At 65.8% G+C, this 24,300-nt stretch carries 29 protein-coding genes; 20 read left to right on the forward strand and 9 right to left on the reverse strand.

Annotated elements, in window-relative coordinates; genetic code table 11:
* Window positions 1-73: 73 nt before the first annotated feature.
* The 7 genes from WFP39_RS14525 to WFP39_RS14555 all read right to left on the reverse strand — a co-directional run bounded on the left by WFP39_RS14525 (window position 74) and on the right by WFP39_RS14555 (window position 6,374).
* Window positions 74-2,257 (reverse strand): AAA family ATPase, encoded by a 2,184-nt coding sequence (locus WFP39_RS14525; RefSeq protein WP_336920576.1) that lies wholly within the window; start codon window positions 2,255-2,257, stop codon window positions 74-76.
* Window positions 2,258-2,515, reverse strand: a complete 258-nt coding sequence (locus tag WFP39_RS14530) for a hypothetical protein (protein ID WP_336920577.1) — start codon at window positions 2,513-2,515, stop codon at window positions 2,258-2,260.
* Complete coding sequence (locus WFP39_RS14535) at window positions 2,512-2,892, reverse strand: hypothetical protein (protein ID WP_336920578.1); 381 nt, start codon at window positions 2,890-2,892, stop codon at window positions 2,512-2,514. Before WFP39_RS14535 ends, WFP39_RS14530 begins: the two co-directional genes overlap by 4 nt.
* Window positions 2,885-3,145 (reverse strand): helix-turn-helix transcriptional regulator, encoded by a 261-nt coding sequence (locus WFP39_RS14540; RefSeq protein WP_336920579.1) that lies wholly within the window; start codon window positions 3,143-3,145, stop codon window positions 2,885-2,887. The genes WFP39_RS14535 and WFP39_RS14540 overlap by 8 nt, the downstream gene beginning before the upstream one ends.
* A gap of 50 nt (window positions 3,146-3,195) precedes the next feature.
* Window positions 3,196-3,798, reverse strand: a complete 603-nt coding sequence (locus tag WFP39_RS14545; RefSeq protein ID WP_336920580.1) for a hypothetical protein — start codon at window positions 3,796-3,798, stop codon at window positions 3,196-3,198.
* Window positions 3,795-5,081 carry a tyrosine-type recombinase/integrase gene (locus WFP39_RS14550; protein ID WP_336920581.1) on the reverse strand — a complete coding sequence of 429 codons (1,287 nt, stop codon included), beginning with the start codon at window positions 5,079-5,081 and terminating at the stop codon, window positions 3,795-3,797. Before WFP39_RS14550 ends, WFP39_RS14545 begins: the two co-directional genes overlap by 4 nt.
* 264 nt (window positions 5,082-5,345) lie before the next feature.
* Window positions 5,346-6,374, reverse strand: a complete 1,029-nt coding sequence (locus WFP39_RS14555; RefSeq protein WP_336920582.1) for a chemotaxis protein CheB — start codon at window positions 6,372-6,374, stop codon at window positions 5,346-5,348.
* Window positions 6,375-6,583: 209 nt separating this feature from the next.
* On the opposite strand from WFP39_RS14555, the gene WFP39_RS14560 reads away from it, so the two are divergent.
* From WFP39_RS14560 to WFP39_RS14600, 9 genes are read left to right on the forward strand one after another with little or no spacing between them, the layout of a single operon-like run.
* Window positions 6,584-8,098 (forward strand): methyl-accepting chemotaxis protein, encoded by a 1,515-nt coding sequence (locus tag WFP39_RS14560; protein WP_336920583.1) that lies wholly within the window; start codon window positions 6,584-6,586, stop codon window positions 8,096-8,098.
* A 21-nt stretch (window positions 8,099-8,119) separates the two neighbouring features.
* Window positions 8,120-8,380 carry a chemotaxis protein CheX gene (locus WFP39_RS14565; protein WP_336920584.1) on the forward strand — a complete coding sequence of 87 codons (261 nt, stop codon included), beginning with the start codon at window positions 8,120-8,122 and terminating at the stop codon, window positions 8,378-8,380.
* A complete protein-coding gene (locus tag WFP39_RS14570) occupies window positions 8,377-10,608 on the forward strand; it encodes a chemotaxis protein CheA (protein ID WP_336920585.1) in 2,232 nt (743 codons plus the stop codon). Before WFP39_RS14565 ends, WFP39_RS14570 begins: the two co-directional genes overlap by 4 nt.
* The gene (locus WFP39_RS14575) at window positions 10,605-11,477 is read left to right on the forward strand and encodes a CheR family methyltransferase (RefSeq protein ID WP_336920586.1); all 873 of its coding nucleotides are present in this window, start codon (window positions 10,605-10,607) and stop codon (window positions 11,475-11,477) included. Before WFP39_RS14570 ends, WFP39_RS14575 begins: the two co-directional genes overlap by 4 nt.
* The gene (locus tag WFP39_RS14580; RefSeq protein ID WP_336920587.1) at window positions 11,474-12,499 is read left to right on the forward strand and encodes a protein-glutamate methylesterase/protein-glutamine glutaminase; all 1,026 of its coding nucleotides are present in this window, start codon (window positions 11,474-11,476) and stop codon (window positions 12,497-12,499) included. The genes WFP39_RS14575 and WFP39_RS14580 overlap by 4 nt, the downstream gene beginning before the upstream one ends.
* 5 nt (window positions 12,500-12,504) lie before the next feature.
* Window positions 12,505-13,059, forward strand: coding sequence for a chemotaxis protein CheD (locus tag WFP39_RS14585; RefSeq protein ID WP_336920588.1), 555 nt, complete (start codon window positions 12,505-12,507; stop codon window positions 13,057-13,059).
* A 17-nt stretch (window positions 13,060-13,076) separates the two neighbouring features.
* Window positions 13,077-13,448 carry a response regulator gene (locus WFP39_RS14590; RefSeq protein WP_336920589.1) on the forward strand — a complete coding sequence of 124 codons (372 nt, stop codon included), beginning with the start codon at window positions 13,077-13,079 and terminating at the stop codon, window positions 13,446-13,448.
* A gap of 25 nt (window positions 13,449-13,473) precedes the next feature.
* Window positions 13,474-13,908 carry a chemotaxis protein CheW gene (locus WFP39_RS14595; RefSeq protein WP_336920590.1) on the forward strand — a complete coding sequence of 145 codons (435 nt, stop codon included), beginning with the start codon at window positions 13,474-13,476 and terminating at the stop codon, window positions 13,906-13,908.
* Complete coding sequence (locus WFP39_RS14600; RefSeq protein ID WP_336920591.1) at window positions 13,905-14,171, forward strand: hypothetical protein; 267 nt, start codon at window positions 13,905-13,907, stop codon at window positions 14,169-14,171. Before WFP39_RS14595 ends, WFP39_RS14600 begins: the two co-directional genes overlap by 4 nt.
* Here WFP39_RS14600 and WFP39_RS14605 read toward each other — a convergent pair.
* Complete coding sequence (locus tag WFP39_RS14605) at window positions 14,168-15,082, reverse strand: LysR family transcriptional regulator (protein WP_336920592.1); 915 nt, start codon at window positions 15,080-15,082, stop codon at window positions 14,168-14,170. The genes WFP39_RS14600 and WFP39_RS14605 overlap by 4 nt on opposite strands.
* Before the next feature lie 79 nt (window positions 15,083-15,161).
* Between WFP39_RS14605 and WFP39_RS14610 the strand changes: the two genes are divergently transcribed.
* The 6 genes from WFP39_RS14610 to WFP39_RS14635 are packed head-to-tail and all read left to right on the forward strand — an operon-like array spanning window position 15,162 to window position 20,223.
* Window positions 15,162-16,268 carry an FAD-dependent oxidoreductase gene (locus tag WFP39_RS14610; protein WP_336920593.1) on the forward strand — a complete coding sequence of 369 codons (1,107 nt, stop codon included), beginning with the start codon at window positions 15,162-15,164 and terminating at the stop codon, window positions 16,266-16,268.
* 11 nt (window positions 16,269-16,279) lie between these two features.
* Entirely contained in the window at window positions 16,280-17,182 is a 903-nt protein-coding gene (locus tag WFP39_RS14615; RefSeq protein WP_336920594.1) for a VOC family protein, read from the forward strand.
* Window positions 17,183-17,187: 5 nt separating this feature from the next.
* The gene (locus tag WFP39_RS14620; protein WP_336920595.1) at window positions 17,188-18,342 is read left to right on the forward strand and encodes an alpha/beta hydrolase family protein; all 1,155 of its coding nucleotides are present in this window, start codon (window positions 17,188-17,190) and stop codon (window positions 18,340-18,342) included.
* Window positions 18,339-18,905, forward strand: coding sequence for a cupin domain-containing protein (locus WFP39_RS14625; RefSeq protein WP_336920596.1), 567 nt, complete (start codon window positions 18,339-18,341; stop codon window positions 18,903-18,905). The genes WFP39_RS14620 and WFP39_RS14625 overlap by 4 nt, the downstream gene beginning before the upstream one ends.
* Window positions 18,902-19,879 (forward strand): fumarylacetoacetate hydrolase family protein, encoded by a 978-nt coding sequence (locus tag WFP39_RS14630; protein ID WP_336920597.1) that lies wholly within the window; start codon window positions 18,902-18,904, stop codon window positions 19,877-19,879. The genes WFP39_RS14625 and WFP39_RS14630 overlap by 4 nt, the downstream gene beginning before the upstream one ends.
* A gap of 14 nt (window positions 19,880-19,893) precedes the next feature.
* Window positions 19,894-20,223, forward strand: a complete 330-nt coding sequence (locus tag WFP39_RS14635; RefSeq protein ID WP_336920598.1) for a hypothetical protein — start codon at window positions 19,894-19,896, stop codon at window positions 20,221-20,223.
* Between the two features lie 3 nt (window positions 20,224-20,226).
* On the opposite strand, the gene pyk is transcribed toward WFP39_RS14635, so the two are convergent.
* Entirely contained in the window at window positions 20,227-21,705 is a 1,479-nt protein-coding gene (gene pyk, locus WFP39_RS14640; protein WP_336920599.1) for a pyruvate kinase, read from the reverse strand.
* Window positions 21,706-21,752: 47 nt separating this feature from the next.
* On the opposite strand from pyk, the gene WFP39_RS14645 reads away from it, so the two are divergent.
* The 5 genes from WFP39_RS14645 (at window position 21,753) to ruvC (ending at window position 24,231) form a co-directional block, all read left to right on the forward strand.
* Complete coding sequence (locus WFP39_RS14645) at window positions 21,753-22,067, forward strand: DUF1244 domain-containing protein (RefSeq protein ID WP_336920600.1); 315 nt, start codon at window positions 21,753-21,755, stop codon at window positions 22,065-22,067.
* Between the two features lie 85 nt (window positions 22,068-22,152).
* Window positions 22,153-22,389, forward strand: coding sequence for a DUF2312 domain-containing protein (locus WFP39_RS14650; protein WP_336920601.1), 237 nt, complete (start codon window positions 22,153-22,155; stop codon window positions 22,387-22,389).
* A 76-nt stretch (window positions 22,390-22,465) separates the two neighbouring features.
* On the forward strand, window positions 22,466-22,813 hold the full coding sequence (locus tag WFP39_RS14655; protein WP_336920602.1) for a heavy metal-binding domain-containing protein: 348 nt from the start codon (window positions 22,466-22,468) through the stop codon (window positions 22,811-22,813).
* A gap of 94 nt (window positions 22,814-22,907) precedes the next feature.
* Window positions 22,908-23,651 (forward strand): YebC/PmpR family DNA-binding transcriptional regulator, encoded by a 744-nt coding sequence (locus tag WFP39_RS14660; RefSeq protein ID WP_336920603.1) that lies wholly within the window; start codon window positions 22,908-22,910, stop codon window positions 23,649-23,651.
* A 97-nt stretch (window positions 23,652-23,748) separates the two neighbouring features.
* Window positions 23,749-24,231, forward strand: a complete 483-nt coding sequence (gene ruvC / locus WFP39_RS14665) for a crossover junction endodeoxyribonuclease RuvC (RefSeq protein ID WP_336920604.1) — start codon at window positions 23,749-23,751, stop codon at window positions 24,229-24,231.
* Window positions 24,232-24,300 lie beyond the last annotated feature (69 nt).

Consider the following 24,300-nt stretch of genomic DNA (forward strand, 5'->3'; position numbering starts at 1 on the left):
CTCGCCAGAAACTTCCTATCCGCCGTATGCCTTGCCGCCGCCGTGGCTTTCTGGCTCTGATTGAGTCTCGACCCTAGAACGGAATTTCGGCTGTCCCCTCCGGCAGCTCAGTTCCCGGCAACACCCAGACCTCCGACATTTTGCGGTCGTCGCCTTTCTGTTCGCCAAGCGCGATCAGCCCAGCATCCCTGAACCTTGCCAGCACGTCCTTGGCCTGTTTGGCATCAAGGCAGAAGCGTTGCGAAATTTCGGCGTCCAGCCGTGCCGCCCTCGGCCCAGTCGGCTTGCTGGACCAGAGCTTCCCATCGCCACGCCCGTCGCGCACGAGGCGCAAGAGCTCCTCACGATGCTCCCAGGTGCGGACATCGAAGCCCTCTCCCACTTCCCCGAACACGACGCGCCGGAAGCCCGGCGTTTCGTCCCCGTTGGGTAGCTCGACCGGCACGAGCTCCAACCGGCGGTCCCCAATGCGTCCCGCATAATTGGCCTTTGCCCCGGTGACGCGGATGTACCTCTCCTTGGGCTCGGGCGGCCGGATGCCGCCGTGCTCGTCGGCGCTCATGCGCTCGACCGTGACGACGACGCGGCAGGCGTTCACCAGGGCAGAGCCGCCCCGTGCGCCGTCCTGATCGCCGCTCGTCGCGCCCTTCCGGCTGTGATGGACGATCAGCAGCGGGATTGCACGCTGGCGCGCAAGACGGCGGAGCATCAAGACGAGCTCCTTCATGTCGGCGTTGCTGTTCTCGTCCAGGTTGATGTGCGCTTCCACGAGCGGGTCGATCACCACGAGCCCAATGCTGTGTTGCTCGATGAGCTCGGCCAGTCGGTCGTAGAGCTTGGAGGTCTTCACCGCGCCGTCGGCCGGATCGCGATGGACGAGCACCAGCGTTTCCCGGTCCATCGTGAACAGGCGGCCCTCCAACAGGCGTGGGTCCACGCCCATCACGTCGCAGGCCCCCAGCAAGCGGCGGCGCTGTTCATCAATGTTGTCCTCGGCGTTGAGCACAAGGACGTTGCGGCGCTCGCGCGGGTGCCACCAGCCGAACTCGACGCGGGCCGCTACCATGACGGCGAGCTGCAAGGCGAGCAGTGACTTACCATCGCCGCCCCGGCCGCTCACCATCGTCACCTGCCCGTCCATCAACAGGTTCTCGACCAGCCACGGCCGGGCGGGCAGGTCGGTGGGGACCGGCGCGAGACTGATAAGGCCGGTAGCCTGCACCTCTGCTTGCTCTTGGGCTTCGACCGCACCGGGCGGCTGCCAGCCGTTCGCCAGCGCCCAGGCATGGGCGCGGGCCACTTGGCGGGTGGCGGCGCGGACGCGAGCAGCGGGGCGGTACTTCTTGGGGTCGAGCAGGTGGGCGCTGATTGCCGGCACGGCCGGGGAGAGCAGACAGTCGCGGATGACGCTCGGCTCCATGCCCGCCATCGTGGCCTTGATCGCCCAGCTATACATGACAGCGGAGCGGTCCCGCACGTTGAGCGGTTTGTCGCGGAAGTCGTTGGCCGCCGCAGGGTTGAGGGCAGACAGCAGCAGGTCCAGCCGCTTCGCTTGGTCGCAGGGCAGCGCCTCGAAGGCGGCGCGAAACGCATCTTCATCGGCCAGTGGCGAGGGGGTGCCGAGGTCGCCCAGCTCCACCGCCTCGCTGGCCGCATCGGGCGGCGCAAGCCGGGGCAACGCCTCCACCTGGGTGCAGCCCACTTCGTCGCGGAGGATCGTGGCGAGCTGGTCGGTCTTGCTGTTTACGGTGAACGGGAGCCGGGCGACGCGGTCGATATTGTGGCAGGCGTCACCGCCGCCGAACCGGCTGGCGAGGGCGTAGTTGATAGCCTCGACCTCGTCGGCCGGGAGCCGACGTGGCAGACGCCAGAACAGCCACAAGCCCCGGCCTGACGATATGACGAGCTGCGCGGCCGGGAGGTCCGTGGCGTCCACCTCGGCAAGGGTCGCTTCCTGCCAGGCGGCCAGTGCTTGGGGGTCCAGCATTCCCTTCGGCGGGTCGAGGTCCACCCATGCCCAGGTCGCGCCTAGACAGTCGCCCTTGGTCGGCTTGCCCACGAAGCCGTCGCGCAAGTCGGCCGGGCAGAAATAGACGTCCAGCGGCGGGTCGCGCTCGGCATTGGCGGTGAGGAATGCAGTAGCGGCCTCAGTGGTTGGCAGCGCGGGATGGAGGCACCGGCCGCCATCGAAAGACATGATGTTCGGCAGGCCGAACCGCGCGGCGAATGCCGCCGCTTGGGTAGCGAGGCTCTGCACTCAACGGCCCCCCTCTGCCCAGCGGAGATAGTCGGCCCACATGTTGGCCACGATCTCGCGGCCAGTGTGCTCGTTCAGGAAGGTGCGCGGCTTCTTGTAGAGGTCGGGGTAGCGTTCGCGCACCCAGCCCTGCAGCGCCCGGAGCGAGCGAATATCGGCGCGGGAGAGCCGGGCATGGAACTCGGCCCCCTTTTCACCGAGCGGCTGCCAGCGTTCGCGGTAGCGGGGAGAGCGGACAAATTCAGAGAACGACTTCATGCGCGGCATTCCACTTCGCGAAGATTGAGCGCAGCCCGGCACTCGGGATCGAGCGCGGCTGGGGGCACGTCGCAGGCGAGGCCCATGGTAGGATTGATGACGCCCCGGCCGTCGGCTGTGGGCAGCCAGCCGAACCGGGCAAGGACCGGCCGCCAGCGCGCCCTGTGGCGCGCGGCAATGGCGATCATGCCGTTCACGTCGGTCAGCTTGAGGCGTTGCCGTTCAATGTCCTGCACAGCTGCCCAGGTGGAAGGGCGCAGCGCACGAGCGGCGACGATGAAATTGATGAGAGCGGCGGGGGGCTGATTGGCCGATATAGACAACGGGACCCGCTGGAGCTGGCCCGCGTCATTCCCCTGTGGCGCGGGCCTATCCATTTCCGCGATCCTGTCGCGCCTCCACCGCCTCCCGGCCCTGCTGGGAGCGCCGCTCGGCTCCTTCGCCGTCAGCGCGAGCGCGCAGCCGGTCCTCCATCCAGGCGGCCACCTCGCTTTCCACGAAAGCCACCTTCTGCGTGCCCAGTGGCACCGGACGCGGGAACACCCCCGCCTTGATCTTGCGGTAGAGCTCGGTCTTCGACAGGGCGACCTGCCCCATCACCTGCTTCATTGTCAGAAATCGTTCGGCCATTGCCGTCCTCCAGCACTTGGTACTGGAGGGGCTTGTCGCCCAAGCGAGAGCTACGCGCTTGGGGGCTTATTCCGGCGCTGGCGCGCGTAGGCCGCCCGGCCCTCCCGCCGCTTCGCCTTCGATGCGGGAGAGCGGGCACGATCTTTGACGAATGAGGCGACGGCATTGCAGTTGCGCGTCGTATTGGTGGGGTCGAGGCAGCGCGCGACGTAGGCGAAGATAGTCGCAGTCTCGTTCGCCGGGACGGTCTGGCCCTCGATCTTGTCGAACTGTGGCCGCCAGCGATTGCGGCGGTGTCCGCCGACAGGCGGGGGCAGCTCGTCCCACCAGGCGGCAAGGATATCGTACACCTCGATCAGCGCCTCATTGCGCGGCTGCCCCCGGCCGCGTCCAAGCAGGTCGTCGTGGTCGGCGTCGTCCCATCCATCATCGGTGCGCCAGTCTGCCCAGGGGTCAGTCGCCGCAATGGCATCACGGGTTGGTGGGAACGTCCGCGCGACCTCAGCAATGCGGCTGGCAATGTAACTGGTGACTACGGCGGTGAGCATTGCGGCCACAGGCTCCGTGGGCATTTCAGCCCACTTGGCCACTTGGGCGACCTGTTCGGGGCCGAGCTGGACCCGCTGGCGCAGGGTTTGCTCATGGTCGATCACTTCAACAGCCCCATGATGTGCGCGCCGTAGGCTTCCAGCGCCGCGCGTTTCTCGTCCAGATAGTCGTGCTTGTTGTAGGTGCGCTGCAACCCCGGCTTGGCGTGGCCCAGCACCGCGTCGCGCACCTCCTGATTGAAGCCCAGCCGGGCCAGCCGGGTTTCGCAGGTGCGCCGGAAATCGTGGACGACGAATGGGGGCAGCGTTGCCTCAGGGTCCTTCCGGGCCTTCCGCAGGTGCTTCAAGGCGAGCTCGTCCAGCCGGGCCTTCGCCTTCGACCAGCCCGACACCGGCCGCTTGCCCGCCGTGGTCGAGAACAGGAACAGCTCGCCATCGGGCGTGGCGTCGTCGTCATCGTCGCTCACCCAGGTCGGCAGGCCAGCGGCGAAGTCCCAAGCGGGCCCGGTGAGGGGGACGATATGGCCGCGACGGCTCTTGAACCGCTCCATCGGGATCGCCAGCCACCGCTCTGTCGCATCGAGCTCGCGCCGCTGGGCATCGCCCCAATCGCTCTTGCGCTGCCCCGTGAGGATGAGGAGCTGGAACAGCCGCCCGAACGGGTAAGCCATCTCGTCGGCGGCCGCCCACACGGCGCGCAGCTCCTCGTCGGTCAGGGCCCGCTCGCTCACCTGCAGGGTCAGGTCGCGGCGCTTCATGCCTGCCATGGGCGAGGCGGGGACGAGCGACTTTTCGGCCGCGTAATTCATCAGTCGGGACATCATCTTGCGGACCTCGCGGGCAGTGCCGTGGCGGTCGGTAGAAACAAGGTCGTCTAGCAGCTTGTGAATGTCGGCCTGTGTGACGTCCCCGATGGGGCGGCTGCCCAGGGTGGGCCAGACGTAATCGCGCAGCACCTGCTCCATCCGGGGCCACGTCTCGACCTGCTTCTTCGCCAGCTCGATCATCCGCTTGGACACAGCCTCGACGTTGTTGGTGTGGCGCAGCAGGTTGGCGTCCCGGCGCTCGGGGCGTGGGTCCTTGCCCTCCAGTGCCTGCCGGATGATGCGCCCGGCTTCTTCACGCGCCGCAGCCACGCCAATGGCCGGGTACTGCCCGATGGTGATGCGCTTCTGGGTGCCCTTGAGGGGGCGGCCGGTTGGGCTCACCCCGCGTTCGCCCGGCACCTTGTAGATAACGGACCATGACTTGACCCCCGTTTCCCCAATGCGAAGCACGAGTCCCCGCTGAACCGCGTCGCCAATCTCGCGACGGCCGCCACGCGGTGCGGACAGCCGCGCCACGCCTTCCTCAGTGAATGCCTTCTTGGCCCCACGTGCCATGGTCATCTCCTAGCCGGGGGAGCATCGGGGGAGCAGAATTGGACAGGTTTCCCCGGAACCGGCTGGAACGACTAGTGCCTCGAAAATCCAGCATGAGCAAGCACTTGGCCTCTCACAAAGTTTCCGCATGGAACTCGTCGGGTCGTTTGGGCATGACCTTGCCAAGGTTGGGGTCGAGGGTTCGAATCCCTTCTCCCGCTCCAGTTTTTCCCTCTCATCAGGGCATTGTGCAGGGCAGGCTTTCAGCCCGCGCCGCGACATTTGTGCGCGCTATGCCGCAGCGCAGGCGGTGAGCAATGCGCCGGCCAATGCGTCCAGCGTATGCGCCTCGTCCGCCCCGCCGGCGGCCAGTGCGGCTGCCGGTGCTTCGCCTACGGTCGCGGTGGAGGGGTCCTGCACAAGCGTTGCCATTCCCGCATCGCGCATCAGTTTCAGGCCGCGTGACCCGTCGCTGCCCGTGCCCGACAGCACCACGCCCGCCGCGGGCATCCCGGCGCGGGCCAATGTGCCGAACAGCAAGGTGGCCGATGGCCGCGCGCCTTCCACCCGTTCCCGATCAACCAGGCGCAGGCGCAAGGTGTCGCTGCTCTCCACCACCACGTGCCGCGCGGGGTCAAAGGCGATGGCGATGGTGCCCTGTTCCAGCGCCATGCCGTCGCTGGCTGCCGCTACGTCGCACGGCAATTCGCGGTCGAGCTTGGCGATGAAAGTCTGCACCAGGGCGGGTTCGGCTTGCAGGGCCACCACGGTGGGCGGGCAATTGGCGGGGTAGGCGGCGAACAGCGTGGTCAGGGCGTCGATACCGCCCATCGATGCGCCGATGGCAACGATGCGGCCGTTCCAGTTGAACGGGGCAATATCGCCGCGTTCGGCGGCGGGACGCGGCTTGTCGCGGACATTTGAATTGGCGGCGGCCAGCACGATCTTGCCGAGGTCCGCCACGATCTGGTTAAACTGTTCGGGCGTTGCACGCAGCGGCTTGGGGAAACATTCCACCGCACCCAGTTCGAATGCCTTCAGTGAGGTTTCGGCCCCGCTTTGGGTCAGGCTGGAGAGCATGACCACCGGCATGGGCTGTTCTTCCATGATCTCGGCCAGGAATTCGATCCCGCTCATCCCCGGCATTTCGACATCGAGTGTGAGAACATTGGGCTTGAGTTCGGGGATCTGCTTGCGGGCATCGGCGGCATCGCGCGCGGTTCCCACCACTGTCACCCCGCGAGCCTGATCCAGAATGTCGGAAAACAGCGCCCGCATCGCGGCCGAATCATCGACAACCAGAACCCGTGCATCGCGCATCATACAACCCTTGTTTTCAGCATTTGCGGCCTGCCGGTGTTAAGGCGCGAGGGCTGAAACTTCCCTTGCCCGTCCGCCTAGGGACTAACCCTATGCCCCGCTTAGGATGACGGTTCACCTTCAAGGTTAACACCCGGTCTGCTGTGATCGGGTGGGAGCGCGCTCTGGCCCGATTGCCGCTGATACGAGAGCGAACGGGACAACAGGCAATGGCTGACGAACTGCTGCAACGGCTTGAATTTTATGGGTTGGCTGACCAGCAGGACGCCCTTAAGCGGTTGGGCCGGAAGATTGGTTCGGCGCTCGATGGTGCACTCGACCGGTTCTATGCCGCCATTACCCGCGTTCCTGCGATTGCAGGGCTATTTTCCGGCCGTGACCAGATGGACAAGGCGGCCCGCGCCCAAAAGAACCACTGGACGGTGATGTTCGAGCAGGGGCTGAATGAGAGCTATCTTGCGCGCGCTTCAACCATCGGCAATGTCCACGCTGAAATCGGGCTCGACCCGCGCTGGTATATTTGCGGATACGGCCTCATCCTCGACCAGCTGATTCACCGATTGGCGGCGCCGGGTCTGTGGGGCCTGTTGCCGTGGAAGCAACGCCAAGCGCGGGAGATTTCGCTGCTGGTGCGCGCTGCCCTGCTGGATGTGGACCTTGCGCTGTCGAGCTATTTCGTGGCCGAAGGCAAGGCGCGCGAGGTGGCACTGGCCCGTATGGGCGATACGTTGCACGCGCTGGCGCAAGGCGACCTGGCCGCCCGGATGAGCGGACTGCCCGAAGCGTTCTCCCGCGCGGAAGGCGATTTCAACGCGGCGATGGATGCGCTTCAGCACATGATGGCGGGGGTCGTGTCGGGCATTGGATCGATCACGACCGCCTCGACCGAAATCCGCACGGCTGCCGATGATCTGGCGCTGCGCAACGAACAGCAGGCCGCGCGGCTGGAAGAGACCTCGGCCGCGATGAACCAGGTGACCGGCAGCGTGCGGGCAACCGCCGACAGTGCCCGCGACATGCAGCAGGCGATTGCGGGCGCGCATCAGGATGCCACCGAAGGCGGCGCGGTGGTCGCGCGCGCAGTGGAGGCGATGGCCGCGATCGAGGCTTCCGCGCAGCAGATTTCGCAAATCATCAGCGTGATCGACGGGATTGCCTTCCAGACCAATCTTCTCGCGCTCAATGCCGGGGTGGAGGCCGCGCGCGCCGGCGATGCAGGAAAAGGCTTTGCCGTGGTCGCCACCGAAGTGCGCGCACTGGCCCAGCGATCGGCCGATGCGGCCAAGGATATCAAACAGTTGATCACCACCAGTTCGCAGCAGGTCGGGGCGGGTGTCGAACTGGTGGGCCAGACCGGCACCGTGCTCGACCGCATCGTGAGCAAGGTGGGCGAAGTGAACGAGCTGGTGAGCGGCATTGCCGAAGCGGCGAGCGCGCAGGCGGAAAACCTCCAGCAGGTCAATGCCGCGGTCAGCGAGATGGACCGGATGACACAGCAGAACGCCGCCATGGTGGAACAATCGACCGCAGCCGCGCGCGGCCTGGCGGATGAGGCAGCGGGTCTTATGCGGCTGGTGTCGAGGTTTGATGCGGATGCCCCTGCCGAACCGGCATTGGTCTTTTCGCCCCCTTCCCGCCGCAGGTCTGCCGCTCCGGCCCCGCTGGTGCAGGGCAATCTCGCCCTCAAGCCCGCAGCGCGCGACGAGGACTGGGCCGAATTCTGACGGCTGGAAAGAGGCACAGACATGACCACGATCACCCTGCCCGCCCGGTGCGACCGCGCCGCTGCGATGGCGCTGTTTCCTGATTTTGTCGCCGCGATCGGGGCGGAGGTTCTTGAAGTGGACGCACGCCAGGCCGAGCAGGTGGGTCTGGCCATGCTGCAAGTGCTGGTCAGCGCGAAGGGCAGCTTTGCCCATGTCCGTGTCATGCCATCCGACACGCTGCGCGAGGCGGCGCGCTTGACCGGCCTTGAAACCTATCTGCTTGACGAGGTGGCCCAATGACCCCGCAGGAAATCCAGCAGATCTTCTTCGTCGAATGCGAAGAGTCGCTGGCGGCCGCCGAGGCGGGTCTTGCCGCCTGCCAGGCGGGCACGCAGGATGACGATACGGTCAACAGCGTGTTTCGCGGCGTTCACTCGATCAAGGGCGGCGCGGGCGCGTTCGGCTATGTCGCCTTGCAGGCCTATACCCACACCTTTGAAACGCTGCTGTCCGATGTGCGCGAAGGAACCGTGGCGCTGGACGAGGCGCTGTGCAGCCTGCTGCTGCGCGCGCTCGACACGCTGAGCGATCATGTAAACGCGGCGCGAGACGGCAGCGATCCGCCCGATGATGCCGCGTTGCTGGCCGAACTCACCGCAGCGCAGGCGGCCAATCGCGGGGGGCTTGCGGCTTCGGTTCCGCAAACCGAACCTGAACCGTTTGCCGCTCCCGTTGCGGCACCTGCCGAGGCGGCAACGGATGATTTCGATCTCGATCTCGATTCGCTGCTCGACACGCTGGTTGGGCCGGCTGCCGATGCCCCGGCGGGCGGCGATCCGGCGGGGCCGGAATGGCACCTGCATTTGCGCCCGCATGCCGGGGCGATGCAGAACGGGGCCGAACCGCTGGCTCTGCTGCGCGAACTGGCAGCAATGGGCGCGCGCTGCATCGCGTGCGATCTGTCGCAAGTGCCTGCGCTTGACGCGTTCGACCCGGCGCAGGGCTATCTCGGATGGACCTTCGCCCTTCCGGCCCGTGTGGCGGAAACCGATGTGCTCGACCTGTTCGACTTTGTACGGGAGGATTGGAGCCTCTCCACCGGCGCCGATGCGGTCATCCCGCCTGTGCGCCTTGCCGTGGCGCAATCTTCTGCTTCGGCCCGCACTCCTGAATCGGCTGCGGCACCGGCTCCGGCACAGGCCCCGGCTCCAGCTCCAACGGCGGCCACGGCACCGGCACCGGCTCCGGCTCCGGCAGCGATTGTGGCGGCCGCGCCGTCTGCACCCGAACGCGCCTCGCCATCCCCGCAGCCATCAGCCGCGCCGCCAAGCCCGCCGGCCAGCCAGTCGATCCGCATCGATCTGGCCAAGCTTGACCGGCTGATCGACACGGTGGGCGAACTGGTGATCGCGCAGGCCATGCTGGCGCAGCGGTTGGCGGGCGATACCGGATCGAAGGACGAGCTGGCGATGCTCGAAGGGCTGACGCGCGAGATACAGGAAAGCGCGATGGCCATCCGCGCGCAGCCGATCAGCTCGGTCTTCAGCCGCGTGCCGCGCATCCTGCGCGAACTGGCGGCATCGACCGGCAAGCATGTGCGGTTGGAAATCATCGGGGAAAGCGCCGAACTGGACAAGACCGTGCTTGAACGGTTGGGCGAGCCGCTCACTCACCTGATCCGCAATGCGGTGGATCACGGCATTGAAAGCGCCGAGGAGCGGCTGGCTGCGGGCAAGCCCGCCGAGGGGACGCTGACGCTTTCGGCCGAGCAGCGTTCGGGCCGCATCCTCATCCGCATCGCCGATGATGGCAAGGGCATCGACCGGGCGCGCGTGTTGCAAAAGGCCATCGAGAAAGGGATCGTTGCACCAGATGCCCAGCTTTCGCACGAAGACATCGACAACCTGATCTTTGCGCCCGGCTTTTCCACCGCGCAGGCGGTCACCAGCGTATCGGGCCGCGGGGTGGGCATGGATGTGGTGCGCCAGAACGTGAAGGATCTGGGCGGCCGCATCACAATCGAATCCGAAGCGGGCAAGGGCACCACCTTTACGCTCGCGCTGCCGCTGACTCTGGCGATTTCGGACGGGATGATCGTAAATGTGGGCGATCAGACGCTGGTGGTGCCGCTGACGCATGTGGTGGAAAGCCTGCGCCCGGCTCCGGGCGATGTGCAGGGGCTGGGCTCCTCGCGCCAGATGCTCAATGTGCGCGGGCGCTTTGTGCCCATTGTGCCGGTTGCCAACCACACCGGTCATCGCGGTGAGCCCATTCAGCCCAGCGAGGGCGTGCTCATCATCGTGGATACGCAGGCGCTAGGGCAGGCGGCGCTGCTGGTGGACGAAATCAGCGACCAGCGGCAATTTGTCATCAAGAGCCTCGAATCCAATTTCCGCGCGGTGGAAGGTGTGGCGGGCGCGACCATTCTGGGCGACGGGCGCGTGGCGCTGATCCTTGATGTCGATGGCCTGGTTGCATCGGCGCTGGGTCAGAATCCGGGGCCAGGCACGGTGCGGGAGGCCGCATGACGCTGGCCGCTGCCTTTACTGCAGAGCGCCTGCCCGGCGTCAGCCCCGGCGTCTATTCCGACGCCGATTTCCGGGCGATTGCCGAGCTGATCTATGCCGAATCGGGCAATGTCCTGCCCGATGGCAAGGCGATGCTCGTCTATTCGCGCATTGCCCCACTGGTGCGCCGCGCGGGTCGGCAGACCTTTGCCGATTATATCGCGCTGATCCGGCAGGATGCGGCGGAACGCAAATGCGCGGTCGATGCGCTGACCACCAACCACACCTTCTTCTTCCGCGAGGCGCATCATTTTGCGCATTTCGCGCAAGTGACCCGGCCCCAATTGCTGAACCGGCTGGATGCGGGCGAAGCCGTGCGCCTGTGGTCGGCGGGCTGTTCCAGCGGCGAGGAAACCTGGTCGCTGGTGCTGACGCTGCTGGGCGAAGACCGGCACGCGGGGCGCGGGCTCTTGAAGCGCGATGTGCGCGTGCTGGCGTCGGACATTGCCGACCAGGTGCTGCGCCGGGCCGAAGCGGCCACCTATTCCGAGGCCGAGGTCAAGGACGTGCCGCCGGGACTGCGCAAGGCCTGGCTGACATCGCTGGGCGGGCAGGTCAGCGTGAGCGAGGAGGCCCGCGCGATAGTGCGCTTCCGCCAACTCAACCTGCTGGGCGAATGGCCGATGGCGCGCGCCTTCGATGCGATCTTCTGCCGCAATGTGATGATCTATTTCGACCCGCCGACCAAGGAGAAGCTGGTGCTGCGTTTTGCGCAGCGGCTGCGGCCCGGCGGCTTCCTCTATATCGGCCATAGCGAGCGCGTGACCGGCCCCGCGACCGACCTGCTCGAACAGACCGGCCCCACCATCTACCACCGGAGGGATGCATGACGATCCGCGTGCTGATAGTCGATGATTCCGCGACCATGCGCGCCATCCTGACCGCGCGCCTCTCGCGCGAGCCCGATATCGAGGTGGTGGCCGTGGCTGGCAATGCCGCCGAAGGGCGCGAACTGATCAAGCTGCACGATCCCGATGTGGTCACGCTGGATATCGAAATGCCGGGGATGAACGGGCTCGATTTCCTCGAAAAGATCATGACGCTGCGCCCCACGCCCGTCATCATCGTGTCGGGCGCGACCCAGCAAGGCAACGAACTGACCGCGCGCGCGCTCGCGCTGGGGGCGGTCGATTGCTATTCCAAATGCGACCGGTCGGGCGGCCTGCCGATGGACGATCACGGTGCGCTGGCCGCGCTGGTGCGGCAGGCGAGCCAGATGCGGAAGAGCGGTCGTTTCGCACGGCCTGCCTCGCTGGCGCGGCAGGCGGCGGACAAGGTGCCCTTCAACGTGCGCGCCATCGCCATCGGGTCCTCGACCGGCGGGGTGGAGGCCTTGCAGATCCTGCTGCGCGATTTTCCCGCAGATTGCCCGCCCACGCTGATCGTGCAGCATGTGAATGCGCGCTTTGCGCCTGCGATTGCCCGGTCGCTCGACGAGATTTGCGCCGCCCATGTGGTGCTGGCCGAACCCGATCTGCCGCTGCGGGCAGGCCATGTCTACTTCGCACCCGGCGGCGAGCGGCATATGCGCGTGGGCGGGACCGACAGCCCCTATATCCGCCTGCGGCCCGGCGATCCGGTTTCGGGCCATCTGCCCAGCGTCGATGTGCTTTTTGCCTCGATGGCCGAGACGTTCGGCAATGCCGGGGTCGGCATCCTGCTCACCGGCATGGGAAGCGACGGCGCGAACGGTCTGCTGGCGATGGCGCAGGCAGGCGCATTCACCATTGCCCAGGACGAGGCGACCTGCACCGTTTTCGGAATGCCGCGCGCCGCGATTGCGCTGGGGGCGGCAAGCGTTGTGGCCCCCATTGGCAGCATTGCGCGCCATGTTCTGCGAAAGGCGGCGTGACGGTGATGCTCGAACAATCCCTTCCCGGTTCCAAACCCTTGACCCGTATCACGATCCTGCAGGGGCAGGCGCGGGTCAGCGCCGGGCCGCGGGTCGAGTTTTCGACCGTGCTGGGCAGCTGCGTGGCCACCTGCTTCTACGATCCCGAAGTCGAGCTGGGCGGCATGAACCATTTTCTGCTGGCCGAACCCCCGCACGGCCATTCCCCCGCCGCGGTCGACGAACATTACGGCGTCTATCTGATGGAAGTGCTGATCAACGAAATGCTCGCCTATGGCGCGGCAAAGCACCGCCTGCGCGCGCATCTGTATGGCGGCGCGAACATGCGCGCCGGCATGGCGCAGATCGGCACGATGAATGCCGAGTTTGCCCGCCGCTTCCTGCAACAGGAACGGATCCCGCTGCTGCGCGAGGATCTGGGCGGCACATCGGCCCGCCGCGTCGAATTTCGCCCCGCCCATGGGCAGGTGCGCTGCCGCACGGTCGCCAATACGCTTGTCACCGAAATCGGCCCTACCCCCCGCAAGCCCGATGCATCGGGCGATGTCGAACTGTTCTGACGAAAGTGAACCGCACGATGAGTAACGCCCTGCGAATTCTGACGGTTGATGACAGCGCCAGCATGCGCGCCCTGCTGCTGCACGCGCTGGGTGCCAACGGCTTTGAAGTGGCGCAGGCCGATGATGGCCTCGCCGCGCTCGACTGGCTGGCGCTGAACGATGTCGATGTGATCATCACCGATATCAATATGCCCCGTCTCGACGGGTTCGGCCTGATCGAACAGGTGCGTTCGGGGCGGCGGCATTGCGACCGCCCGATCCTGGTCCTGTCCACGGAAAGTTCCGAGGAGAAGAAGGCGCGCGCGCGGGCGGCGGGGGCGACCGGCTGGATTGTCAAACCTTTCGATGCGGAAAAGCTCGTCGCCGCGGTGCGCCGCGTTGCCCATTGATCCCCCTGCCTGAAGGACGACGCTGATGGAACTTATCACCTTTGAAGTCGCCGGGCAGCTGTTCGGCCTCGATATCATGGCGGTGCGCGAAATCCGCGCCTGGACGCCCGCTACCCGTTTGCCGCAGGTGCCGCGCTATGTCGTCGGGGTGGTGAACTTGCGAGGCACGGTGTTGCCGGTCGTCGATCTTGCCGCGCGCCTCGGCTGGGAACCGACCGAAGCGACGCCGCGCCACGCGATCATCGTGATCCAGCTGGGCGCGCAGACCGTGGGCCTGATGGTCGATTCGGTGAGCGATATCGTGGCAGTGCAGGAAGAGACGCTGCAGCCGCCGCCCAGCACGGGCGGGGATGAGGTGGTGCAGTTCCTGCAAGGCCTGACCGCGCTGGGCGACCGGATGGTGATGGTGCTCGATCTGGCCCGGCTGGACGCCGGCGACACGCTGGCGCACGCCGCATGAGCCAGCCCTTTGTTCCCATCGATATTGGCCGGGTGGCGCAGGTGCTCGATCTCTTGGGAGAGGAAATCGAGGAATTGGGGCAGGAATTGTGCAGCGACCACGAAATGGTCACGCGCCACATGACGCATTTGCAGGCGATTGACCGCATCGCGCAGCACCAGCACGCACTGGCCGATCTGCTGCGCGCCGAATGCATGACCAGTGCGGTGCAGGCGCTGGGGCTGGAGGATCTCGCCGCGCGGCTGCGCGATCACCGCAACTAGGCCGGGCTTTCTCTGCCCGCGTGGCGAAGCAATTGCGCCATCAGCCAGGCAAGGCCCGGATCGTCCTGCCGCGCCTGGTTGAACTGCATCATCTGCTGCATCACGGGAAAGGGAAAGGGCATATCCTGCCAGACAAGAGGCAGGCGGCGCGCCATCACCTGCGCGAGCCGTCGGTGCATCACCGCCAGCCGATCGGTGCCCACCAGCAGATCGGGAACGCTGGTGAAGGACGCGGCGGTAATTTCGATCCGGCGCTCTGCCGCGAGCGCGGCGAGCTGGCTTTCGGCAAAGCTGGCGCGTGCGCCCTGACCCACGCGCACGGCCACATGGCCCGCTGCCAGAAATGCCTCTCGCGTCAAGGGCGCTTCCATCGCCGGATTGCCGCGCCAGCCGGCCACGACATGCACCTCATCGAACAAGAGCTGCGTTGGGTGGCCGGGGATGCAATGTTCCTGCGGGGTCAAAAGCAGATCGATCTCGCCGCGCTCCAGCTCGGTCTGCGCGGCTTGCGAGGGGGGCACGATGTCCAGGCCGATGGCGGGGGCAAGCTCCGTCAGCGCGGCGATCACCGCCGGAAACAGCACCGCCACCAGATAATCCGATGCGCAGATGCGGAAGGTGCGCGTGGAGGTAAGTGGATCGAATGCGGTCGACCGCGCAATCAGCCCGTCGAGCCGGGCGACCACCGGCCCCAGATCGCGGTGCAGCGCCAGCGCCTGCGCGGTAGGGATCATCCGCTTGCCCTGCACCACCAGCAACGGATCGCCGAAGAACTGCCGCAGCCGCGCCAGCGCCGCGCTCATCGCCGGTTGCGACAGGTTGAGCCGCTCTGCCGCGCGCGACACGCTGCGCTCCTCTACCAGCGCATCAAGCGCCACAAGCAGGTTGAGATCGAAGCCCTTGAAGCGCATGAGGCATCCATACTGATTATCGATCAGGATAAAAACAATCGATTTTCGTTATCGTGATTCTTCCGCCATCATCGCTCACATGGAGAGATTGAACATTCTTGCCGTGGGCGCCGGAATCGGCGGGCTGACGGCTGCTATCGCCTTGCTGCGTGATGGACACCGGGTGACCTTGGTGGAGCGCGATCCGCAATGGAGCGTGTATGGCGTGGGCATCATCCAGCAGGGCAATGTGCTGCGCGCGATGCAGCAACTGGGCGTTCTGGGTGCCTTTCTGGAAGGCTCTGTCGGGTTCGATTTCGTCGCGGTGCACGCACCCAATGGCATGGAAGTGGCGCGCGTCCCCTCGCACCGGCTGGTCGAAGGTTGCCCTGCCAATGTCGGCATTGGCCGGCGCGCGCTGCAAAAGCTGCTGGCCGATACGGCGAAGGCGGCGGGGGCCGAAGTGCGGCTGGGCCTGACCGTTGCGGCTTTGGACGATGACGGTGAGGGCGTCGATGTCACTTTCTCTGACGGCAGCAGCGGTCGGTTCGATCTCGTGATCGGCGCGGACGGGGTGCATTCGCAGACGCGGGCCATGATCCTGCCCGATGAACCCGGCCCGCAATTCACCGGCCAATCGGTGTGGCGCTACAACCTGCCCCGGCCCGAAGGGATGGACGCCCTGCACGTCTATAACGGCCCCATCGGTGCAGGCCTCGTGCCGATCAGCGCTGATCTGATGTACATGTATGTCACCACGCCCGAACCGGACAATCCGCGCTATCCGACAGAGGGGTTGGCGGCGGTGATGCGCGCCAAGGTGCCCGCCCCGCTGGCCGATCTTGCTGCGCAGATTACCGAGGACGAAGGCGTGGTCTACCGCCCGCTCGAAGCGCTGATGCTGCGCGGCGACTGGCACCGGGGCCGCGTGGTGCTGCTGGGCGATGCGGTGCACGCGACCACGCCGCATCTGGGCCAGGGCGCAGGCATGGCGATCGAGGACGCGATCGTCTTGGCAGAGGAGATTGCCCGGCATGACACGCCGCAAGACGCCTTTGCCGCCTATCACGCGCGCCGGTTCGACCGCTGCGCCTATATCGTCGATGCCAGCCTTGCGATCTGCATGGGGCAATTGGGCAAGGGGCCGCCGGTCGATAACGCCAAGGCCACTGCCGAAATGTTCGCCCGCGTGGCGGAACCCATTTGAGGAACGAAAGAATGAGCCGCGTTACCGAAATCCGCTATGTGGGCTATGGCGTTGCCGACCTTGCCGCCGAAAGCGCCTTCTACGCCGAGAATTGGGGATTGGAGCAAGTCCCCGCGGATGACGGCATGGCCTATTTCCGCGCCGTGGGATCGCCCGCGCATCACGTCGTGCGCCTTCGCCAATCGGATGCAAACCATGTCGATGTGATCGCACTGGCGGCCGATTCCCGCGCCGATGTGGACGCGCTGCATGGCAGGGTGGCGGCGGCGGAGTGCCGGATCATTCACGCGCCGCGCGATCTCACTTCGCCCGGCGGCGGCTATGGCTTCCGTTTCTTCTCGCCTGATGGCTTGCCGTTTGAAATTTCAAGCGATGTCGCCACCGGCCCTGTGCGCACGGTCGACCGCTGGGAAGGCATCCCGCTGCGCATCAGCCATATCGTGCTGCATTCGCCCGATCACAAGGCGATGGTCGCCTTCTTCACCGATGTGCTGGGCTTCAGGGTGTCCGACTGGCTGGGCGATTTCATGTGCTTTTTGCGCTGCAATTCGGCGCATCACCGCGTGGCGATCTTGCCGGGGCCGCCCTGCCTCAACCATGTCGCTTATGACATGACCAATGTGGACGGGATGCTGCGCGGCGTATCGCGCCTGAAGCAGCGCGATATCGACATTCGCTGGGGACCGGGCCGGCACACGGCGGGCGACAACACCTTCAGCTATTTCGTGACGCCGATGGGCTTTGCCGTGGAATACACCGCCGAGCTGGAGGAGGTGGATTTCGAAAACCATGTGGCCAAGGTGCATGAGCCTGCGCCGCGCGTGATGGACCAGTGGGGAATTGGCGTGGGCGGGCCGCAAACCATGCCGCACCCCGCGCCCGATGCGCGCCTGTTCCAGCCGGCGGAGGTGTAAGGCGCGTGGCCCTTTTCGAATATTTCCCGAACTATATCTGGAACCTGTCGGTTGCCATGGCGCTGGAAAGCGGCGGGCAGATTGGCGAGATCATCGACATGTGCGCGCCGCTGCGCGAGGCGGCGCTGGCCGGCGATGCCGGCACCGGGGACTTCATGGCCGCCTGGGTTGCCAAGGCCGACACGCTGCTGGAGCTTGCCGCAGAGGATGAAGCGCGCGGGCGCGCCTTTTCCGCGAGTGACAAGCTGGAACGCGCGTCGCTCTACCTGCTGGTGGCCGAGAGGATGCAGGCGCACGGCTCTGCGGGTCGGCAGGAAACCTATGCCCGCGCGCTCGAAGCCTTCGACCGCTCGACCCGGCTGGGCCGCCTGCCGCGCACGCGGGTCGAGGTGCCGCTCGGCAAGGGCACCATGCCTGCGCTGTTCACGCCCGGCGCGGGCGAGGGGCCGCGCCCGGTGGTGGTCTATTGCAACGGCCTCGACAGCACCAAGGAGCTGCTGTTCTGGTCGCGCCTGCCGCACGCGTTGGCGCGGCGGGGGATTTCGACGCTCTGCGTCGATCAGCCCGGCACCGGCGAGGCGCTGCGTCTGCAAGGGCTGCCGGTCGATCCGCATTCGGAAAACTGGGCGTCGAAAGCGGTGGACTGGCTGGAGGGGCGCGAGGATGTGGACGCGGCGCGCATCGGCATGGCGGGCATTTCGCTGGGCGGGCATTTCGCCCCGCGCGCGGTTGCCTATGAACCGCGCTTTGCCAGCGGCGCGGTGTGGGGGGCGAACCACAATTGGCGCGAAGTGCAGGACAAGCGCATCCGCCGCGAAGGCGAAAACCCCGTGCCGCATTACTGGGCGCATGTGTTCTGGACATTCGGCGCGGCCGACATGGACGATTTCCTTGCCAAGTCTGCCGACATGAACCTCAACGGCCACATGGACCGTATCCGCGTGCCGTTCCTTGTCACCCACGGGGAAAAGGACCGGCAGATTTCGCTCGAATACGCGCACCAGGCCTATGACCAGCTCGTCAATTCGCCGCGGCGCGAACTGAAAATCTTCACGGCGCGTGAAGGCGGGGTGGAGCATGTGGGGGCGGACAATCTCAGCTTCGGGCGCGATTACATTGCCGACTGGTTTGCCGATACGCTGGGAGGATTTACGGCATGAGCGAGAAACCGATCCGCCGCATTGTTACCGGGCATGACGCCGCCGGCCGCGCGGTATTCCACGAGGACGGCCCCGTGCCCCGTGTGCAGCGCATTGGCGGCGAAGGCGGCCCGCTGTTTTTCGAGGTGTGGAACACCACCGCCACCCCTGCGCCGATTGACCGGGCATCGGGCGAACCGCCCGAAGAGGGCATCAGGCTGCTGCCGCCCAAGGGCGGCACGCGCATCCGTGTGCTCGACATTCCGCCCGATGGCGACCGGCTGAACGATGTGACGCCCGAAGAAGCCGCCGCACATTTTGCGGAAGTTGGCGCGGCCGAGGCATCCTCGCACAGCGGCGAGGGGTCGCGCCATGCGCGCATGCACCGCACCGAAACGGTCGATTACGGCATCGTGCTCGAAGGCGAGATCGTGCTGATCCTTGATGAAGGCGAAACCGTGTGCCGCGCGGGCGATATCATCATCCAGCGCGGCACCAATCACGGCTGGGCCAACCGGTCGGACCGGAATTGCCGTATCGCCTTCATCCTGATCGACGGGGAATATGTGGACGGCCTCAAATGAAACTGGCCACCCGCGCCAATGGCACGCCCGACGGGGAATTGCTGGTCGTCTCGGCCGATGGCGCGCGCGGGATTGCCGCCGGGCCCGCCGCGCCCAATTTGCGCGAGGCGCTGGAGCGTTGGGGCGAGACGGCGGCGCTGTTGGCGGAACTCGCCGTTGAGGTGGAAATGGGCGCGGGTGAGGCGATTGACGCCGCCACCCTTCTCGCGCCCTTGCCGCGCGCGTGGCAATGGCTCGATGCCAGTGCGTTCCAGACGCATGCCGATCTGATGCAGATCGCTTTCGGCCACGATCCGATCCGCCAGGAAAAACCGCTGATGTATCAGGGCATGTCGCACCGTTTCTACGGCCCGCGCGAGGATGTGCCATTCGCGGGCGAGGACGGGGGCATCGATTTCGAAGGCGAATTTGCCGTTGTCACCGATTTCGTGCCGATGGGCACATCGGCGGCGGATGCGCTGGGTCTGATCCGACTGGTGATGCAGGTGAACGACTGGTCGCTGCGCCATCTGGCGGTGCCCGAAATGAAAACCGGCTTTGGCTGGGTGCAGGCCAAGCCCGCTTGCTCCGCCGCGCCCTTTGCCGTCACGCCCGATGCGCTGGGCGATGGCTGGCGCGACGGGCGCGTGTGCCTGGATCTTCTGGTGGACTGGAACGGCGAGCGGTTCGGTGCCGCCAATGGCCGCGAGATGACCTTCGGCTTTCACGAGCTCATCGCCCATGCGGCGGCCACGCGTGACCTTGCGGCGGGCACGATCATCGGATCGGGCACCGTGGCCAACACGGATTACGCGCGCGTGGGCTCCAGCTGCATTTCCGAACGCCGCGCGATCGAGATGATCGCCAGCAGCGGCGCGCCAACCACCGGCTATATGAAGCTGGGCGACCGCGTGCGCATGGCCGCGATGGATAGCGGGGGCGGACACCCTTTCGGCGTCATTGACCAGCGCGTCGTGCGCCAATCTTTTTCGTAAAGGAGACTTTTGCCATGACCCTTCGCATGATCTGCCTTGCCGCTGCTGCATTCGCCCTGCCGATGGCTGCGCCTGCCTTTGCCCAGAACACCGATGCGCCGGCGACCGATGCGGCGCAGGCGCGCAATTATTCGGTGGAGACGACACCTGTGGGCACGCTGCTCGACGATCCGGAAGCCGCGGCCATTCTTCAGCGGCTGATCCCCACGGTATATGCCAACGAGATGTTCCAGTCGCTGGGCCGGCCCAACACGCTGCGGTTCATCCAGCAATATGAACCCGCCACCCTGACCAATGCCAAGCTGGCCGAGATTCAGGCGGAATTCGACAAGCTGAACGGCTGATCCCTATTCCTGACCGGCGAGGTGCTGATCCAGCTCGTCGCCGGTCAGCCGCACGATGTGCAGCAGATTGGTCGCCCCGCTTTTGCCGAACGGCACGCCCGCCAGCATCGCAATGCGCGCGCCCGCGCCGCCGAAGCCGTGGCGCAGCGCCATGCGCTTGCCCTTGGCGATCATCTCTTCAAAGCTGCCGATGTCGCGCGTGGCCACCGGGTGTGCGCCCCATAGCAGCGTGACGCGCCGTGCGACCTTGACCGAAGGGGTCAGCACCATCAACGGCACGGCAGGACGCTCGCGCGCAACGCGGCGGGCGGAAGAGCCGCTGTCGGTGAACACGCAGATCGCGTTCAGTTCAATCGTGTCGCCAATCGTCATGCAGGCATGGGCCAGCGCATCGGCTACGGTCGCATCGGATGGCGTGTCGAGCATCCGCACGCGCGCCTTGTAGCCTTCGTCCGCCTCGACCTGGCGGGCGATCGAATCCATCATCAGCACGGCTTCTTCTGGCCATGCCCCGGCGGCGGTTTCCGCGCTCAGCATCACCACATCGGCGCCGTCATATACCGCATTCGCCACATCCGAGACTTCGGCGCGGGTGGGGGTGGGGCTTTCGATCATGCTTTCCAGCATCTGCGTCGCCACGATCACCGGCTTGCCGGTAAGGCGCGTGGCGTTGACGATCTTCTTCTGGATCGGCGGCACTTCTTCAGGGAGCATTTCCACCCCCAGATCGCCGCGCGCCACCATCACGCCGTCGGCCGCGGCGATGATCTCGTCCAGCCGCTTCACCGCCATCGGCTTTTCGATCTTCGCGCACAGGAAGGCCTGGCCTTTCATCAGCGCCTTGGCTTCCTCCACATCTTCGGGCCGCTGCACGAAGCTGAGGCCGATCCAGTCCGCCCCCTGTTCCATCGCAAAGGCAAGGTCGGCGCGGTCTTTCTCGGTCAGCGCGGGGATCGGCACTTCGGCATCGGGCACATTCACGCCCTTGCGATCCGAAATCACCCCGCCCACTTCGGCAACGCAGGTGATGGCTCCGTCCCGCATTTCGGTGACGCGCAGGCGGATCTTGCCGTCATTGATCAGCAGGCGCTGCCCCACATCGAGCGCGGCGAACAGTTCGGGATGCGGCAGGCAGACGCGGGTCGCATCGCCCGGCGTGGGATCGGTATCCAGCGTAAAGCGCGCGCCGTGCGCGATCACCGCCTTGCCTTCCGCAAAAGTGCCCACGCGCAGTTTGGGCCCCTGCAAATCGCACAGAATGGCAATGGGGCGGCCAAATTCCTTTTCCAGTGCGCGCACACGGCGGAAATTCGCCTCGTGCATGGCGTGATCACCATGGCTCATATTGAAGCGGAAGGCATCGGCCCCGGCGCGAAACAGCGCGCGCAGCACATCGGCATCGCTGCTGGCGGGGCCAAGCGTGGCGAGGATCTTGATCTTGCGGGAACGGCGCGGCAGGCGCGTGGACTTGGGCGTGGTCATGGGGCACAGCCTATGGCACGCCTGTGCGACAAGACAAGGACGAGAAAATGCCCATTGCCCCCGAACCCCTCGAAAATCTGCCCGACGATGTGGCCGCAGCCGCGTTTCGCCGCCTCGTCAGGCATTTGCAGCGCCGCCATGACGCGCAGAATATCGATCTGATGGGGCTGGCGGGGTTCTGCCGCAATTGCCTGGCAGACTGGATCCGCGATGCCGGGTTCGAGGGCGACAAGGAAGCCGCGCGCGCGCTGATCCACGGTATGCCGAGCAGCGAATGGAAGGCGAAATACCAGACCGAGGCAACGCCGCAGCAGCTCGCCCGGATGGAGGAAAGTCTGAAGCGCAACGGCGGCTCGCACTGATTTTCCACAAGGCGCACTTTGCCCGAATCCGTTGCCGCCTCTATCCGGGCGGCCGACCGATTCTCAATTCTGACCGGAGTTTCCCATGGCCGAAGCCACTGACGACCGCCTGCGCCTGCTGATCGAGCGCATCGAACGCCTTGAGGAAGAAAAGAAGGGCATCGCAGACGACATCCGCGACGTCTATGCTGAGGCAAAAGCGGTGGGTTACGATCCCAAGATCATGCGCCAGGTGGTGCGCCTTCGGAAAATGAAGCCCGACGATCGCAACGAGATGGAAATGGTGCTGGAAACCTACAAGGCCGCGCTGGGACTGGGTTAACCCCAGCACGACTTGAAACGGGGCCGGGCTGTATTATACTCCTAATACGCCATTCCGGCGACAGGAGGACTTGCATATGGCCGGCCCGTGGAAAGATGCGCGCGGCATCATCGTCACCACCACCCACACCATCGAAGGGCGGCCCATTCAGGATTATCTGGGTGTGGTGACGGGCGAGGTGATCGTGGGGGCAAACATCTTCCGCGACCTGTTCGCCAGCGTGCGTGATATCGTCGGCGGCCGTTCGGGCAGTTACGAGCGGATCCTTGCCGATGCGCGCGAACAGGCTATTGGTGAATTGCAGGCCGAGGCGGCAGCACGCGGCGGCAATGCCGTGGTGGGCGTGGACCTCGATTACGAGGTGATCGGCGCGAAAGGCTCCATGCTGATGGTATCGGCCAGCGGCACGGCGGTGCGCATCTAGCCGCTGCGTCTCCATTTCGCGGACGGTTGAAGCAGGCGCGCGGCTGGGCTAGGCCGCGCGCACATTCTTTCCACGCATCCGGCAGAAGCGAACCATGGCAGGCCATTCCAAATTCAAGAACATCATGCACCGCAAGGGTGCGCAGGACAAAAAGCGCTCCAACCTCTTTTCCAAGCTTTCGCGCGAAATCACCGTGGCGGCGAAGATGGGCCTGCCCGATCCGGACATGAACCCGCGTCTGCGGCTGGCGGTGAACGCAGCCAAGGCGCAGTCCATGCCCAAGGACAATATCCAGCGCGCGATCGACAAGGCGTCTGCTGCAGGCGGTGAGGATTATGTCGAGGTCCGCTACGAAGGCTATGGCCCCGGCGGAGTGGCGCTGATCGTGGAAGCGCTGACCGACAACCGCAACCGTACCGCCACCAATGTGCGCACCGCTTTCAGCAAGAACGGCGGCAATCTGGGCAGCGAAGGCAGCGTCTCGCACGGATTTGAACGGCGCGGTCTGATCGAATATCCGGCCAGCGTGGGTGACGAGGAAAAGGTGCTCGAAGCCGCGATCGAAGCAGGCGCAGACGATGTCGAATCATCGGAAGATGGCCATTCGATCTGGACAGCCCCCGATGCGCTGCACGGCGTGGCGGGCGAACTGGAAAAGGCGCTGGGCGCGGCCGACAGCGTGAAGCTGGCGTGGAAACCCAACCTGACGGTCGATGTGGACGAAAGCACGGCTTCCACGTTGCTCAAGCTCATCGATGCGCTTGACGACGATGACGACGTGCAGACCGTGTGGGGCAATTACGAAATCGCTGACGAGGTGATGGAGAAGCTGGGGTGATGAAGGTCCCCTCCCGCTTGCGGGAGGGGTTGGGGGTGGGCCTGTCGCTGCCACCCGCCCACCCCCCGACCCCCTCCCGCGGACGGGAGGGGGAGTCATGCTGATCCTCGGCCTCGATCCCTCGCTGTCCTGCACTGGCTGGGGGCTTGTGCGCAGCGAGGGTTCGCGGATCACCCACATTGCCAACGGGCAGATCGCCACTGATGCCAAGGCGCCCATGGCCGTGCGGCTGGCGGCCTTGCAGGCGGGCATTGCGGCGGTGATCGCCGCGCACCGCCCGGACCGTGCGGCTGCGGAGGAAGTGTTCGTCAACGCAAACCCGCAAAGCACGCTGAAACTGGCGCAGGCGCGCGGCGCAGTGCTGGCGGCGTGCGGGGCGGCCGATCTCAGCGTGAACGAACACGCCGCGCGGGCGGTGAAAAAGGCCGTGGTGGGCACGGGCGCGGCGGAAAAGACGCAAGTTCAGGCCATGCTCAAAGTGCTGCTGCCCGGCGCGGCGATTGCCGGCGCGGATGCGGCGGATGCGCTGGCGGTGGCGATTGCCGATGCGCATCTGGGCGCGCATCGGGAAGGACGCTAGGGTCTAAACCCAATCAGCCTCTTGAAATTCAGTGCGTGTATTGATTCAGAGTGTCTCCGCTGAAGCAGG

Source organism: Alteraurantiacibacter lauratis, from assembly GCF_037154155.1.
Taxonomy (GTDB): domain Bacteria; phylum Pseudomonadota; class Alphaproteobacteria; order Sphingomonadales; family Sphingomonadaceae; genus Alteraurantiacibacter; species Alteraurantiacibacter lauratis.